This is a genomic window from Acetobacter musti (assembly GCF_011516835.1).
Taxonomy (GTDB): domain Bacteria; phylum Pseudomonadota; class Alphaproteobacteria; order Acetobacterales; family Acetobacteraceae; genus Acetobacter; species Acetobacter musti.
The window spans coordinates 150,000-164,693 of the sequence record NZ_WOTB01000006.1 but is presented as its reverse complement, the minus strand read 5'-3'; the positions used below and the strand labels follow the sequence as shown (position 1 = coordinate 164,693).

General features: G+C 58.7%; 12 protein-coding genes. 3 read left to right on the top strand and 9 right to left on the bottom strand.

The window, feature by feature from the left end; genetic code table 11:
• Positions 1 to 146: 146 nt before the first annotated feature.
• Both GOB93_RS06700 and GOB93_RS06695 read right to left on the bottom strand, forming a co-directional pair.
• Positions 147 to 1,421 carry an MFS transporter gene (locus tag GOB93_RS06700; RefSeq protein WP_338422308.1) on the bottom strand — a complete coding sequence of 425 codons (1,275 nt, stop codon included), beginning with the start codon at positions 1,419 to 1,421 and terminating at the stop codon, positions 147 to 149.
• Positions 1,422 to 1,532: 111 nt separating this feature from the next.
• Positions 1,533 to 2,414 (bottom strand): PRC-barrel domain-containing protein, encoded by an 882-nt coding sequence (locus tag GOB93_RS06695; RefSeq protein ID WP_173582715.1) that lies wholly within the window; start codon positions 2,412 to 2,414, stop codon positions 1,533 to 1,535.
• A gap of 131 nt (positions 2,415 to 2,545) precedes the next feature.
• Here GOB93_RS06695 and GOB93_RS06690 point away from each other — a divergent pair, with 131 nt between their 5' ends.
• Positions 2,546 to 3,262 carry a response regulator gene (locus GOB93_RS06690; RefSeq protein WP_173582775.1) on the top strand — a complete coding sequence of 239 codons (717 nt, stop codon included), beginning with the start codon at positions 2,546 to 2,548 and terminating at the stop codon, positions 3,260 to 3,262.
• A gap of 100 nt (positions 3,263 to 3,362) precedes the next feature.
• Positions 3,363 to 4,958, top strand: a complete 1,596-nt coding sequence (locus GOB93_RS06685; RefSeq protein WP_173582774.1) for a sensor histidine kinase — start codon at positions 3,363 to 3,365, stop codon at positions 4,956 to 4,958.
• A 117-nt stretch (positions 4,959 to 5,075) separates the two neighbouring features.
• Here GOB93_RS06685 and dnaQ read toward each other — a convergent pair whose 3' ends face one another.
• Genes dnaQ through GOB93_RS06665 form a run of 4 tightly spaced genes read right to left on the bottom strand, consistent with a single transcriptional unit; the run spans position 5,076 to position 8,218 of the window.
• A complete protein-coding gene (gene dnaQ, locus GOB93_RS06680) occupies positions 5,076 to 5,756 on the bottom strand; it encodes a DNA polymerase III subunit epsilon (RefSeq protein WP_173582714.1) in 681 nt (226 codons plus the stop codon).
• 40 nt (positions 5,757 to 5,796) lie between these two features.
• The gene (gene coaE, locus GOB93_RS06675) at positions 5,797 to 6,435 is read right to left on the bottom strand and encodes a dephospho-CoA kinase (protein WP_173582713.1); all 639 of its coding nucleotides are present in this window, start codon (positions 6,433 to 6,435) and stop codon (positions 5,797 to 5,799) included.
• 17 nt (positions 6,436 to 6,452) lie between these two features.
• Positions 6,453 to 7,364 (bottom strand): shikimate dehydrogenase, encoded by a 912-nt coding sequence (locus GOB93_RS06670; RefSeq protein ID WP_338422312.1) that lies wholly within the window; start codon positions 7,362 to 7,364, stop codon positions 6,453 to 6,455.
• Positions 7,365 to 7,411: 47 nt separating this feature from the next.
• Positions 7,412 to 8,218 carry an N-formylglutamate amidohydrolase gene (locus GOB93_RS06665; protein WP_173582711.1) on the bottom strand — a complete coding sequence of 269 codons (807 nt, stop codon included), beginning with the start codon at positions 8,216 to 8,218 and terminating at the stop codon, positions 7,412 to 7,414.
• A gap of 402 nt (positions 8,219 to 8,620) precedes the next feature.
• Between GOB93_RS06665 and GOB93_RS06660 the strand changes: the two genes are divergently transcribed.
• Positions 8,621 to 9,427: a transglutaminase-like domain-containing protein gene (locus GOB93_RS06660; RefSeq protein WP_173582710.1), complete on the top strand. Its 807-nt coding sequence runs from the start codon at positions 8,621 to 8,623 to the stop codon at positions 9,425 to 9,427.
• 55 nt (positions 9,428 to 9,482) lie between these two features.
• Here GOB93_RS06660 and GOB93_RS06655 read toward each other — a convergent pair whose 3' ends face one another.
• The 3 genes from GOB93_RS06655 to GOB93_RS06645 are packed head-to-tail and all read right to left on the bottom strand — an operon-like array spanning position 9,483 to position 14,330.
• The gene (locus GOB93_RS06655) at positions 9,483 to 11,042 is read right to left on the bottom strand and encodes a SpoVR family protein (protein WP_173582709.1); all 1,560 of its coding nucleotides are present in this window, start codon (positions 11,040 to 11,042) and stop codon (positions 9,483 to 9,485) included.
• On the bottom strand, positions 11,039 to 12,352 hold the full coding sequence (locus GOB93_RS06650) for a YeaH/YhbH family protein (RefSeq protein ID WP_173582708.1): 1,314 nt from the start codon (positions 12,350 to 12,352) through the stop codon (positions 11,039 to 11,041). The genes GOB93_RS06655 and GOB93_RS06650 overlap by 4 nt, the downstream gene beginning before the upstream one ends.
• A gap of 31 nt (positions 12,353 to 12,383) precedes the next feature.
• A complete protein-coding gene (locus GOB93_RS06645; RefSeq protein WP_173582707.1) occupies positions 12,384 to 14,330 on the bottom strand; it encodes a PrkA family serine protein kinase in 1,947 nt (648 codons plus the stop codon).
• Positions 14,331 to 14,694 lie beyond the last annotated feature (364 nt).

Below are 14,694 nucleotides of genomic sequence, written 5' to 3'. Positions count from 1 at the left end.
GTCTTTTCAGACAACGGCACGGAAGGGAGCGGGTTTTACGGGTGTTACCACCGGAGACCGGAATTTTTTGGATACATCCTCTGAGTGCATATTCGGCCGGATAGCATGACGCGAATGCAAAACGATAAGCGCATTATGGCCGGTTCTTATGTTTCCGGCGGCGCTGTGGCCGACTTCTTTGTGGATGCGCTGATCCGTGTTTCGCCCATGAGGAACGCCACCAGAAGAACGCAGACACCGCCGGCTGCGGCCAGGAGCAGAAACGCATCGCGAAGCGATGTGTCGGCGACCAGCCCGGCCAGGGTCGTACTGAAGCTTGCTCCGAGGCCCATTGCCAGCCCGAGAACGCCCATGCAGAGGTTAAAATGGCCGCTCCGGCGCGTGAGATCGGCGGCAACCAGAGGAAGCATCACACCGAAGGCTGCGGAGCTTATTCCGTCCAGCATCTGGATCGGCACTACCAGCCAGGGATCCGAGGTCAGGCTGAGCAGGATGCCGCGCAGGGGCAGCGCGGCGAAACAGACGAGCATGACCGGCCGTCTTCCGATTGTCTCTGCCCAGCGGCCAATCCAGGGAGACAGCACGGCCCCGAGCATCTGCGGGGCGAGGATACATGCGGCGATGACGATTTCCGCGAACCGTCCTGCGTCTTTTGTCACCTGTCCGGCTGCAAGAGGCAGCATCGCGGCGCTGGAGAGATGAAAAAACACGACGCAGAGCGCGAAGGCGAACAGGCCGGGTTCACGCAGAAGTTTCAGGAGTGAAGCGCCCCTCGCCTGTTGCGGAGTTTCTCCCTCTGCAAGAGCAGATGCATTTTCGTCCAGGGGTGTTCCGGCGGGTTCGATCATGCGCAGAGCGAGCAGACCCGGCGCGGCCATCAGCGCGCCGAGAAAAAATGTGGCGCGGGCCGAGGACCAGTAGCCTGCCGCACCCATGAGACCGGCAGAAATGGCGTTTCCGATTGCTGCGAAGCTGGCATTTCGTCCGAAACGTGCTCCCAGCGCACCGGTGGCGCGGTCAGGGTTGCGGGCAATATATGTTGCGACAACGGCGAGGGTCAGCGCGCTGATCGCAGGGTTGAGCGTGCAACTCGCGAGACCGTGCAGCACTTCAGCGATTGCGACAGGCAGGCGCTGTGGCATCAGGGCCATGATCAGGCAGGACAGAATGATGGCGACGATCGAGAGTTCAGCCACCATCCGTTTGTTGCGCAGCGCGTCGACAACGGCGCCGGCAGGCACCTGGCTTGCCATGGCGGTGATGGAGCCAATACTCAGCGCGACGCCGATTTCGCCCTGCGTCCAGTGCTCGCCTGTCAGATAGACGGCGACAAATGGTCCGAACGCGGCCTGAAGATTGGCGACGAAGAAGCTTACGCCGTCCAGTCCCCAGGCGCTGTTGACCGGAAGTTTCCTCAGCACGGCATGCCGTCCTGTACGCTGGTGTCGCAGGCAATGATGCCGTGCCGTGCCATGTCGTTTTCATGAACAGGGCTGGCGGCCGGAGAGGAAACCATGCGGTTCACAGACCGGCTACCGTCCGTGGTCGGATGCCGGCGGACCGGCCGGAATGTCCCGTGGTGTCGCTTCCTCTTTCTGTGGACTGCCTTTCTGCGGGCTGCCAGGTCCGGATGACGTCTGCTCCACGCTGTCGGAAGGCGCAGCTGTTCTGGTCAGGGGAACTGCGATGGCCGGGCTGTCGGGCTGTGCGTTTTCGTCGTCCGGTCTCTTGCTGTTTCCTTCATCTGCCGGAGGCTGCGTCACGTGAGGACCGCTGAGGATCTGAATCGTCGGGCTATTGTTATTGTATTCGGGAGCGGACCGGATGACGCCCGAAGGGGCGAGCACCGTAATGGGTCGCCCGGAATCAGTCTGATCTGGGGCGAGCAAAGACCAGGCTATGGCGACGCGTCTGTTGCCGACCCCGAGAAATCCTCCGATATCGACGACGACCGCCCTTACTTTTCCGTCGGGGCCGGCGAGGACATCGACAACACGACCGAGTGAAGCGTGATCAGCGCCCAGCACCTTTCGGTCCAGCAGTCCGCCGGAGGGGGCGGAGATGGTTTCAGTTCTTGGCTGATCGCCGTCTTTGCTCCCGGCGGAGGAGATTCCTGTTCCGGAGCGGACGGTAAGAGGAATCGGCTGTTCAGGGCTGTCTCCGGTGGGCGTGTCCTGTCCCGGCTCCATGGCCGGTGGCGGCAGAACGGGCGTGATGGCCGAATCCTGATTCTGCCCCGGCGGCGAGACTGTCGGATGGATGACGCCGGTGGTCTCTGCGTTGCTGTTTCCGGTTCCGGAGGATGAATCGACGTCATTTGCGCTGGCGTGTGCGCTGGTCGTGACTGTCAGCGCGAGAACGAGGCAGAGCACGGCGGGTCGGGGCATTGTCAGCGTAAAATCAGCAACACCCATCCGTCATGCCTCCGTGGACCATAATCCGGTCGATTACCGCAGCGTGACTGCCATTTCTTCGGCTTATCCCGAAGTGAAACGGAATGAAACACGATCTGCACAACGACCGATTCCTGCTTTATAAATGCATCATGGAGCAAACACCGCATATACTGGTCATCGACGACGATCGTGAAATTCGCGATCTTCTGTCGAAATTCCTCGAACGTAATCAGATGCGCGTGACAAGCGCGCGGGATGGCCGGGAAGCCCGGCGGGTCTGGAGCCAGGGGCATTACCACCTGGTCGTGCTCGATCTCATGCTGCCGGGCGAATCCGGCCTTGATATCGCGCGGTGGCTGCGGTCGCAGACCAATATTCCGATTATCATGCTTACGGCCATGGGCGACGATACGGACCGGATTATCGGTCTTGAACTCGGTGCGGATGATTATGTCGCCAAACCATTCAATCCGCGGGAACTTCTGGCACGAATCCGTGCCGTGCTGCGGCGAGCCACGGAGACTCAGGAACAGGGGAATGGCGAGGTCCGTGAAATTGTCTTTGCAGGCTGGACGCTTGAGATCGCACGTCGCCGGCTTCTGAATCCGGCGGGGGTCGAGGTGCCGCTGACGGGAGGCGAATACGATTTGCTGCTCGCTCTTCTTGAGCGGGCGAACCGTGTGCTGACCCGGGACATGCTGCTTGATCTTCTGCGTGGTCGTCAGGCCGGGCCTTTCGACCGGGCGATCGATGTTGCTGTCAGCAGGCTGCGCCGCAAGCTGGAAGATGATGGCCGAAACGCCCAGCTTATCAAGACTGTTCGTGGCGGAGGCTATGTTCTGGCCGCCGATGTCGAACGTCGATGAGTGTTGCGGATGCGATATCCCGCATGGGAGGCGTTATTGTTCTGACAATTTTTTATGCGGATAACCAGACAGTTATTGCGTCTGAACTGCCTGACCTGTGATGCAGGTTATCGCGGCCTGGCTCTCCCGGCATTCCATACTGCCTGCGTCGCTTGCCGCGCGCACCAGCCTGCTTCTGATCGTTGGATTCGCTGTTCTGGAGATCGCGGGTCTCACGATCGAAACGCTGGATCGGATTGCTTTTGATGACCGTCTGGCGGCTCATCAGGCTGTATCTCATGCGATCATGGCTTATCGCACTGTAGCGGAGGCCAGTCCTGAGGACCGGGCGGTCGAAGCGAATGAGCTGCAGTTGCCGCCTGGATTTACTGTGAGACTGGCCGACAGGCCGGACGCGGATATGACACTGGAGGTTTCTGCAGCGGATTTCCGGCGGCAGCTGTTCATCCCGGGTGGTTTTCCTGACGGACCGGGAGGCATGCAGTTTATGCCTGGTGGTCCCGGGGGCGGTCCGCACGGCCCGGACGACATGGGCGGACCGGGTGCCATGATGTTCCGGGGAGGACCATCGGAATTTTCGCCGCATGATCAGCCAGGCCGCAGGGATGGTCCGGCCGGGCAGCCTGATCAGCATCCTTTCTTTCCCGGACCGCAATGCGATCCGCATAACGAGGGTCACCGACTTCCGGTCGTGCCGGCCCGCTGGCGTCCGCAGCGTGTGTTTACGCTGCCGGAGAGACGTATTCGCAGACAGGGTATTGCCCTGCTGCTTCCCAACGACACACGCTGGCTTGTTATTCGCTACAGGCTTCCGGTTCCGACACCGTTCAGTTCGCCGGCTTTTCCGATTGCATTCGGTCTCATGACCGCTGGCGGATGTATTCTTATTATCTGGGGCGTGCGGCGCATGATCGCGCCTGTTGGCACACTGGCTGCGGCTGCGGAGGCTTTTGCGCCGGATGCCAGCAGCCCGCCGTTGCCTCAGAATGGTCCTGCGGAAATTGCGCGGGCGGCAGCGGCGTTCAACGCTATGGCGGCGCGGATCAGGCGTTTTATTTCCGAGAGAACTCATCTTCTCACAGCCATCGGGCATGATCTGCGTACACCGATCACCCGTCTGAAACTGCGCGCCGAATTCATCGAAGATGATGAAATGCGGGAAAAGTTCCTTACCGATCTGAATGAACTCTCGGCGATGGTTGAATCGACTCTGGCTTTCGGGCGCGACAGTTCGGCGCGCGAAGAGGTGACAGCGCTTGATCTGACGGCATTGCTGGCGACCGTTGTTGATGATGTTGGTGAAAGCCGTCCGGATGATGCCGACCGGATCATTCTTGCCGGCGATCCGCCGCCGGTCATTATCCGGGGCAGGCCGCTGGCGCTGAAGCGGGCTTTTACCAATCTGGTGAACAACGCCATCATTTATGGGGGATGCGCGACGGTCACGCTTTCGGAGCCGGAAGATGGGTACGTCACTGTCCTGGTCGAGGATGAAGGTCCTGGTCTGCCGCCCGAGGATCTTGAGCGCATGTTCGAGCCGTTTGTCCGTGCAGAAGAAAGCCGGAATCGGGAAACCGGAGGTACGGGGCTGGGTTTATCGATTGCCCGGACCATCATTCGGGGTCAGGGTGGCGATGTGAAACTGGTCGGTCGTATGCCCCGTGGACTGACTGTCCGGGTTACACTTGCAGTGTAACTGTGAACCGGCTGCATGTGATTGTGGGACAGGGCTCTAGGCTGTACCTGGAAGAAGTCGTTACGCAAAAGCGTGCTGCGCACGGTGACTTTCTTACCGCGCGTATTACAGATGCCTTTATTTTCGCCAGACTGGTTCGGGCATTGCGTCGACAAAAGCATCATGTGCGGCCAATGCGTTTTCGTCAGGGATGATGAAGACCGGTGTGCGCGTCGCGGACCGAGTATAGCGGGCTGCCTGGAGTGTATCCTCTCCGTCGAGACCGCCTAGGCTGAGGCCGTGCTGGCGGCCGCCTGTCAGTTCGACATAAACGTCAGCAAGCAGTTTGCAGTCAAGTAGCGCGTTATGGGTTGTCCGTTCGGAGAGATCGATGCCGTAACGACGGCACAGAGCATCGAGACTGTTCGGCATTCCCGGAAAACGTTCGCGGGCCAGCAGGAGGGTATCGACCTTCCGGGCATCATCAAGAGGCGGTTTTCCGAGTCGATCCAGTTCGGCATTGATGAATCCGAAGTCGAAGGTCGCATTGTGCGCGATCAGTTCATCGTCACCGATAAAAGCAAGAAAATCGTCAGCGATATCGGCGAATTTCGGCTTTCCCTCGAGATCTGCCAGAGTGAAGCCATGTACGCGGGAAGCTTCTGGCGGAATATCCCGTTCCGGGTCGATCAGTACGTGGAAGGCCTGTCCTGTTGGCAGATCGCCTATCAGTTCGAGAGCCGCGATTTCGATCACGCGGTCGCCGCCTGTCGCTTCGAGACCTGTGGTTTCGGTATCGAACAGCACAGAGCGCTTCATGTCCGCATTTCCTTTTCTGGGAGGCTGCCAGTTTTCAGACTCAGGCGTTACCCGGAGACTTCATCTGTCTGATAAGTGAGCGCACCTGCGCCCGCGTGTCCGCGAGTGACAGCCCGGTACGGATGACGATATCCGCCCGGCGTCGCTTTTCGGAGTCCGGCATCTGAAGGGCGATCATTCGTGCCGCTTCTGCCGCGGTCATACCGCGTCGCCGGGCGATCCGTCTGACCTGGGTCTGATGTGGAGCGGAAACCACGACGACGCAGTCGCATCGGCGATTACCGCCGGTTTCGAACAGCAACGGCACATCAAGCACGACCCATGGAGCGCCCCGCCTCCTGCAACGTCGGAGGAACCGGTCACGGGCGGCGAATACCAGAGGATGCAGGATGCGTTCGAGGGACCGGATCAGGGTGGGATCGTCCATCACGGCCTTGCGGAGTGCTGCGCGGTTCAGCGAGGGCCTGATGGCGGGGTGTCCGTGCTCGTCCGCGCCTTCGCCCGGAATGAGGGCTGAGGGAACCAGTCGTCCGATGGCTCCGACAGCCGCGCCGCCGGGTCCCTGAAGACGATGAACTTCCAGGTCGGAATCGAAAACGGGAAATCCTGCCTGCTGTAACATTCTGGCGACGGTCGTCTTTCCCATACCGATGCCGCCGGTCAGTCCGAGAATCTTCATGGTGGTGACGTATCCGTTCAGCGCTTCAGAGCGGCCGAAACATGGGCGATGGTGGCGTCATCGACTTCAGCTTCGATGCCGAACCAGGCGCGAAAACCGGGACGAGCCTGATGGAGCAACATGCCGAGACCGCCAACGGTTTTCAGACCGCGTTCGGAAGCTTCCCGGAGCAGCGGCGTTTCGCGCGGCACATAGACGATGTCCGAGACCACAAGCTGATCGGAAGCGCCTGTGAGATCGGGTTTCCATCCGGCATTCGGGCCGCTGGTCATACCCAGTGAGGTGGTATTGACCAGGAGAGAGAGGCTGGCGGAGACATCTTTGCGGCAGTGGTCCCAGGCGAGAACAGACAGATCCGGTCTGTGACCGTCTGAATGGTTGCGCCATGCTTCCGACAACTGCTTCACCATGGTGTGGGCGCGGGCTTCGGTGCGGTTGCTGATGATAACGGAAAATCCCAGCTCCAGCAGTGCGGTGGCGATGGATCGGGCAGCACCACCAGCGCCGAGCAGAAGAGCTGCGCCGTTCTGTCTGAGCCGCGCGAGGTCGATACCTTCCGCTTCCAGGCTGGCGATGAAGCCGAATCCGTCTGTGGAGGAGCCCCGGATGCGCCCATCCTCGCCGAAGACGAGGGTATTTACGGATCCGGCGATGTAGGCCATCGGATCGACGTCGTCAGCGATTGCGAAGGCGGCTTCCTTATGTGGAATGGTAACGTTCGCGCCTCGGAATCCGGCCGCCTGCAGGCCACGCACGGCGATGCTGAACTGCTCCGGGCTGACGGACAGCGGGACGTAGGCGCCGTCTATACCCAGCCGTTCGAGCCAGTAATTGTGCAGGACGGGAGAAAGGGAGTGAGAGACCGGGTATCCGAGGACGCCTGCCAGTCGCGCCTGGCCAGTAATCCTGTCATTCACTCTGTCAGCAATCCGGTGAGTAATCTCGCTGGCAGTCCCACCGGAGATTCTGGCTTTATTCACGCGTCGAGTTCCTGAGCGGGGTGTTTGCCGTACAGCGCGTGATAGCGGGAGCGGGCCTCGGGGAGAACGTTCGCGAGCCTGTCGGCCCATTCGGTCTGCCCCGCTTCGGATTCGATCAGATCCTGTCTGATTTCGAGTTCGACATGGGGGATCCTGCGCCGCTCGCCATGGATGGGGATCGTATAATCGCTGGTGTCCGTCAGTTCATAGGGCTCGTTGTCGCCTGTGATGAGGCCATTTTCACGCAGTATCTCAACAAGCAGGCGTCCGAATCTCGGATCATGATTATGCAGTACGCCAGCCTGCCAGGGACGTTTTATGCCACCCATTTCAGGGGTGAAACTGTGCAGCGCCACAAGAAATGTTTCCAGCCCCTGTTCTTCGCGCCGGTCCAGTTCCTCGCCGATCCGGGTATGATATGGATCGAAAATCTCCAGCGTCCGCATGGAGGCCGCTTCAGCGGTCAGATCGTTGTTGACGGGAATGATCGTGCCGTCGCTGACAGTCACGATGGCCGTCGGATGTCCCGGAGTGCGATTGCAGTCAATCACCAGACGAGAATAGGTCTGTTCGATCAGCAGCGCTCCCAGGCGGCTGGCGAGCAGTCTGCCAACGCCGTCTATGCCGATATCCCAGCCAATGTGCCGCGCGCGGTCTTCCGCTCTGACGCCGAGATCGGCGAGGGCCGTGGGAATAGCCTGACCGGCATGATCACTGACGAGGAGGAACGGGGAATTCGGGTCGGCGCCCCCATGAACGAGGATCGGCGGCGGATCGCCGGCACCGAGCAGACCATCTGTCATATCACTTCCGCTCCCCGCCAGCGTCATTCCTTTTGCCTCTGTCTTGGTTTCTGCCGGAAAATCCTGGCAGATACCATTGTCGCTATGTGTGGTTCGGAGTCCCACAGTCCGCCAGCAGTATCAAGACTGGCTTCCTGAATTCGAGCCTGTGCCGGGACGCATGGCCGCCTGGCTGTTGCTTATCGGCGCCAGTTCCGTAAACAATACCACGAACGTAACGATCTTCATCGTAACGATACCGGGGAACCACCTTTCGTCATCATCCGTTGAAAACACGTCCTGTCACGCCGGCTTTGTCCTGATGTCCGGTCCGCTACCAGGCAGAGCCCCGAAAACGACGAAGTGACATGCCGGGCTGTTTGTCCGGAAGACAGTTTTCCGGGACACAGGGAGATACGACTTATGGAAATTCGCGCCGGCTACGACATCTCCATTCAGTTTCCGGCCCCGACGCCGCTGATTCTGATGCTCGACATACGCCCGGAACGCGAACCAGACCTGATTACGCCACAACGGCCGGTTTTCGAGCCGTGGGTTCCGGTGCAGCGCTATATTGATGGCTTTGGCAATCGCTGCACGCGTCTTCTTGCGCCGGCTGGTATCTTCCGCACGTGGGCGGAATTCACTGTTTATGACAATGGCCGGCCGGAACGGCATGTTCTGGATGCGCAGCAGATTCCCGTCGAGGATCTGCCGTCGGACGTGCTCGTCTTTCTTCTTGGCAGTCGCTATTGCGAGACGGATTTGCTTTCGGAATTCGCCTGGTCGGTTTTTGGCGGCACGCCTCCGGGCTGGGCCCGTGTTCAGGCGATTGTTGACTATGTCCACAACCATCTGACATTCAGCTATGCGAATGCCCGCAACACGCGGACTGCGTGGGAAGGCTGGAACGAGCGGATCGGTGTTTGCCGGGATTTCGCCCATCTCGCTGTTACGCTTTGCCGGTGTATGAATATTCCGGCCCGCTACTGCACAGGTTATCTCGGTGATATTGGTGTTCCGCTCGTGCCTGATCCGATGGATTTTTCCGCCTGGTTCGAGGTCTGGCTCGACGGTACGTGGTATACGTTCGATGCACGTCACAATAAGCCTCGGATTGGCCGAATTGTGATTGCCCGGGGCCGCGATGCCGCCGATGTTGCGATCTCGACATCCTTCGGCCCACATCTTCTGACGTCATTCAACGTGACGACGTACGAGATCGTGTAACGGAATTTGGTCAGACCGGGAGAGCGACCGCTGACACGCGCGCGCTCCCCTGCCTTCAGTTGTGTGCGATAGCTTCATGCGAGGCAAGAAGCCGGCCGCTCGGAGCGTCGATTTCCTGGAGAATGACACGGTAGCCCCAGAGGTCGGCGAGACCTTTCAGGGTGAGTTTCATGTCGTTTTCCGCCAGAAGCTGGCCCTGTCGCGTACGATGTTCCAGACGCAGAGTCCGATCGCCATATGTATCGACATCGACGACTTCAATCTCAGCGTACCAGGCCGAAGGATCGTAGGATGCGGCCACGGTTCGTCTGATGTCGCGATATCCGGCTTCATCATGGATCGCGTCCACGAGTAGATAAGGGTCACGCGTGTCATCAAGCAGGCGGAACATCCTGAAGTCGCGCATGACGCGGGGAGAGAGGAACTGGAGCACAAAGCTCTCGTCCCGATATTCGGCCCAGGCGTGCCTGAGCGTGCCGAGAGGATCGTTATTGCCGGCAATATCGGGGCTCCAGCGGCGATCTTCATCGGTGGGATCAGTGCAGATCCGCGCGATGTCTTTCATCATTGCAAACCCGAGCGCGTAAGGGTTGAAGCTGGTTGAGCCCTGATCGTAACCAAACTGCGTGATTACGTTGGTTGTGGAATGGATGGTTTCCATATAAGCGGCGTCGTCAATACGTCCGAGTTCGTGCAGACGGGTCATGATGCGGTCATGGACCCAGGTGGCACAGCCTTCGTTCATCAGTTTGAGCTGCGGCTGGGGATAGAAATACTGCGCGATCAGACGCACGATGCGGATGATTTCACGCTCCCAGGGAGCGAGACGCGGAGCGTGTTTCTCCAGGAAATAGAGGATGTTTTCCTCGGGAAGGCCAAACTGGCGTCTTATTGCGCTTTTCGCGCCATCGGGTTCGATTTCCGGTTCGTTTACAGGCGGAAGAGTGCGCCACAGGTCGTTGAAAGAGCGGTCCTCCCATGCGCGACGTTCCCGGGCGCGTTCCTGCTCTCCTTTCAGATCGATACGTCGGGAACCGCTATGACGGTTGACGCCCTGTCCCTGGAGCGCATGGGCGGCATCGAGGATGCGTTCGACGGCTTCCAGCCCATGGGTTTCTTCGCAGCGCGAAATATAACCGCGAGCGAATTCGAGATAATTCAGGATCTGGGAGGGATCGGTCCATTCCTGGAAAAGCCGGTTGTTTTTAAAAAAATGATTATGCCCGAAGGCCGCGTGTGCAATCACCAGCGCCTGCATGGTGGCGCTGTTTTCCTCCATCAGGTAGCTGATGCAGGGATTGGAGTTGATGACTACCTCGTAGGCGAGGCCCATCAGGCCGCGTCGATAGGCGTTCTCGTGACCCGCGAACCGCTTGCCATAAGACCAGTGACTGTAACTGACCGGCATTCCGTTTGTTGTATAGACGTCGAGCATCTGCTCGGAGGTGATCACCTCAATCCGGTTGGGAAAAACATTGAGACCCAACTCCTTCTCTGCGATTTCTTCAATCGCAGCATAGCAGTCGCGAATGATGTGAAAATTCCAGTCCGCTCCCTGATAGAGAAGTCCTTTTCCTGCCTGGGATGCAGCACCGGTCACGGGAGTTTCTGTCATACCCTGCCCGCCTGTTCTGTTGTCCTGCGTGCGAAAAGTTCACGAAAGACCGGGAAGATTTCCTTCCTGTCACTGACCTGGCGGATCGCCAGGTGGGACTGACGTTCGGAGATTTCACGATAGACGCGCCAGAGATCGGTATCGCCGCGGATAACCGCGCCTGAGCCCATGACCTCGATATAGGCATAATACTGCACCAGTGGCAGAATTTCCTGCTCAAGCAGTTCCGCCGTACGCGGGGTATCGGATGGTGAGTTGTCTCCGTCAGATGCCTGCGCCACATAGATATTCCATTGCTGCACAGGATATCTGGCCCGCTGAACCCGTAACATCTCGGCCAGGGCAGTTGAGACGACGGTGCCTCCGGTGCGCGGATCTGTGAAGAACGTTTCTTCATCGACCTCTTCAGCCGTCTCAGCATGGCGGATAAAGACGACATCCAGGGTTTTGTAGCGCTTCTCCAGGAAGACATGGAGCAGGAGAAAGAACTGCTTGGCCAGATCCTTCATCCGCTCGGTCATCGAGCCCGAGACGTCCATGATGCAGAACATCACGGCCCGGGTTGAGGGTTTCGGTGTGGGCGCAAATCTGCGGTAGCGCAGATCGACCGGATCGACCCAGGGGATACGGTTCAGGCGCTGGCGGAGAGCGCCGCGACGCTCGCGCAGGGCTTCCAGTTCTTCCGCGTTGGCATCGGAAAGAGGTCTGGTTTCTTCCAGCTCTGTGATCCGGGCTTCTATTTCCTTCAGTTCTTCGGGTTTGGGGCGCCCGAGGCCGATGCGGCGAGCCATCGAATAACGCATCGTCCGGCCCATATCGAGCTGGGAGGGTGAGCCGTCATTGCTCAGTCCGGCGCGGCTCGGTGCCGTTGTCTCGGTTGCCGCGATTTCGCGTTTGACGAGATCGGGCAGTTCGAGATCTCCGAAAAACAGGTCAAGAAATTCGTCACGGGAGAGAAGGAAACGATAGGAATCCTCTCCCCCGCCTTCATCGCTTGCCTGGCCGCTTCCGCCACCACCGCCTCCTTCACCTGCCGGAGGCCGTCTCAGACGGTCGCCACGTGAAAACTGGTGATTCCCGGAGAGAACGATATGACGTTCTCCCGTGCTGAAAATCCGATGAAATCCTGGCTCATGCAACGCGTCAGCGGGAATGGAGACAGCATTCCCCTGCCCCGCTTCACGGAGCTTCCCGCTGGCCACGGCTTCCCGCACGGCTTTCTGCACCGCGTCCCGTGCCCGTTCCAGGGCACGTCTGCGGTTTTCGATATTTTTGCCGTGTGGATTAGAGCGTCTGTCAATAATGTCCAAAGCGCGACACCCCAAGGCTTCTGGTGTTCGGTTATGCGGACTGTTTCACACGCATATACCATTCAACGAGTCTGCGGACCTGCCGTTCCGTGTATCCCCGCTCCATCATGCGTCCGACGAACTCGTCATGCTTTCGCTCGGTTTCTCCGTCTTTTTTCGAACCGAAACTGATGACAGGAAGCAAATCCTCGACCTGGCTGAACATCCGCTTTTCGATCACGTCCCGGATTTTCTCGTACGATGTCCAGGACGGGTTATGGCCGCCATTATTCGCCCGTGCCCGAAGTGAGAATTTGACAACTTCGTTACGAAAATCCTTCGGATTGGCGATCCCCGCGGGCTTCTCGATCTTGGTCAGCTCGGCATTCAGCAGATCCCGGTTGAGCATCTGTCCGGTATCGGGATCTTTGAAATCCTGATCCTCGATCCAGGCATCGGCGTAATCCAGGTAGCGGTCGAAGAGATTCTGGCCGTAATCGTTATAGCTTTCGAGGTAGGCTTTCTGGATTTCGTGACCGAGGAATTCGGCGTATCGGCTGGCCAGCTCGGTCTTCAACACGGCAAGATAGCCTGCCTCCACTTCCGGCGGAAACTGTTCACGCCGGACGGCCTGTTCCAGCACGTACATCAGATGGACCGGGTCGGCGGAGACTTCTGAAGAGTCATGGTTAAAGGTCGCGGACAGGATCTTGTAAGCGAAACGGGTCGAGATTCCATCCATGCCTTCATCGACGCCGGCCGCATCCCGGTATTCCTGCATTGTCCGGGCTTTGGGATCGGTTTCGCGGATGTTCTCTCCGTCGTAGACGCGCAGTTTTGCATACTGGGTCGAGTTCGGATGATTTTTCAGCCGTGACAGGACGGCGAAACGCGCCAGCATGTCCAGTGTATTGGGCGCGAGGGCCGCGTTTTTCAGAGCCGAACCCGAGATCAGCTTCTCATATATTTTCGCTTCTTCGGTCACCCGCAGGCAGTATGGTACCTTGATCACGCAGACGCGGTCGAGGAATGCTTCATTTGTACGGTTGTTGCGGAAGCTCTGCCATTCGGCCTCGTTGGAATGGGCCAGAATTACGCCGGTGAACGGGATGGAACCGATATTTTCCGTCCCGACATAGTTTCCTTCCTGCGTGGCCGTCAGAAGCGGATGCAGCATCTTGATCGGCGCCTTGAACATCTCGACGAATTCGAGGATGCCCTGATTGGCACGGTTCAGGCCGCCGGAGAAGCTGTAGGCATCCGGATCGCTCTGGCTGAAATGTTCGAGCTGGCGGATATCGACTTTACCGACCAGGGCGGAGACGTCCTGGTTGTTGTCGTCACCGGGCTCAGTCTTGGCGATAGCAATCTGCTTAAGTTTCGACGGGTGCAGCTTGACCACGGTGAACCGCGAGATATCTCCGTCGAATTCCTCAAGCCGTTTCAGTGCCCAGGGACTGGCGATTCCGGTGAGGACGCGGCGCGGAATGCGGTAATCCCGTTCCAGAGCCTCGCTCATGGTGGAAGGATCGAACAGTCCGAGCGGGCTTTCGAAAACCGGGCTCAGATGGCGTCCGGCTTTCAGAATATAGACTGGTTCGTATTCCATGAGCGTTTTGAGACGCTCGCCCAGGGATGATTTGCCACCGCCGACCGGGCCGAGCAGATAGAGGATCTGTTTGCGTTCCTCCAGGCCCTGAGCGGCGTGACGGAAGAAGCCGACGATCTGCTCTATCGTTTCTTCCATGCCGTAGAAATCTTCGAAAGCGGGGTAAATCCGCATCGTACGGTTCATGAAAATTCGCGACAGACGCGGGTCGCGGGAGGTGTCAACGAGAACAGGTTCACCAATTGCCTTCAGCATCCGCTCCGCGGCGCTGGCGTAGCAGGACGGATCGTCCCGGCAGGCTTCGAGATATTCCGCCAGGCTCATTTCAGTCTCGCGATGCCGGTCTCGCATCGCGGTTGCCAGTGAAAACACGTCAGAGACAGAAGCCATCAATACAGTTCTCCGAAAAAGATCAGTCGTACAGCCGCTAAATCCTACCTTTCTGAAACCCGCTCCTCTCGCCCACGCACTCTGCATGGGCTTCTGGCAATATGCCCGTCCCTCTGCAGCTCTTCACCTCCGGTTTGTAACGAACGATTTCGCCAACATTAAAGGGAAGAAGCTGACAGTGGATTAAAGCTTGCCTTTCCGGAAAAAAGCGGGCAAATAGCGCGGTTCCGAGGCGCCTTCCTGTTTATGACGCTATCGAACTCCGGCAGCCCTTTTCAAGAGAAATCGCAAACCGGCCTGTTGCGGATTGTTGGATGAAATGAGCCCGGGGCCTTTTTTCTTTTTAAAAATCAGTGTGTTGGCC

What these genes read in the sequence shown, in the direction of transcription:
- GOB93_RS06665 (WP_173582711.1), bottom strand. Translation starts at nt 8,218, where the DNA reads ATGACAGATGGTCTGCTCGGTGCCGGCGATCCGCCGCCGATCCTCGTT.
- GOB93_RS06655 (WP_173582709.1), bottom strand. Translation starts at nt 11,042, where the DNA reads ATGACAGAAACTCCCGTGACCGGTGCTGCATCCCAGGCAGGAAAAGGA.
- coaE (WP_173582713.1), bottom strand. Translation starts at nt 6,435, where the DNA reads ATGAAGATTCTCGGACTGACCGGCGGCATCGGTATGGGAAAGACGACC.
- GOB93_RS06695 (WP_173582715.1), bottom strand. Translation starts at nt 2,414, where the DNA reads ATGGGTGTTGCTGATTTTACGCTGACAATGCCCCGACCCGCCGTGCTC.
- GOB93_RS06660 (WP_173582710.1), top strand. Translation starts at nt 8,621, where the DNA reads ATGGAAATTCGCGCCGGCTACGACATCTCCATTCAGTTTCCGGCCCCG.
- GOB93_RS06690 (WP_173582775.1), top strand. Translation starts at nt 2,546, where the DNA reads ATGGAGCAAACACCGCATATACTGGTCATCGACGACGATCGTGAAATT.
- GOB93_RS06685 (WP_173582774.1), top strand. Translation starts at nt 3,363, where the DNA reads ATGCAGGTTATCGCGGCCTGGCTCTCCCGGCATTCCATACTGCCTGCG.
- GOB93_RS06645 (WP_173582707.1), bottom strand. Translation starts at nt 14,330, where the DNA reads ATGGCTTCTGTCTCTGACGTGTTTTCACTGGCAACCGCGATGCGAGAC.
- dnaQ (WP_173582714.1), bottom strand. Translation starts at nt 5,756, where the DNA reads ATGAAGCGCTCTGTGCTGTTCGATACCGAAACCACAGGTCTCGAAGCG.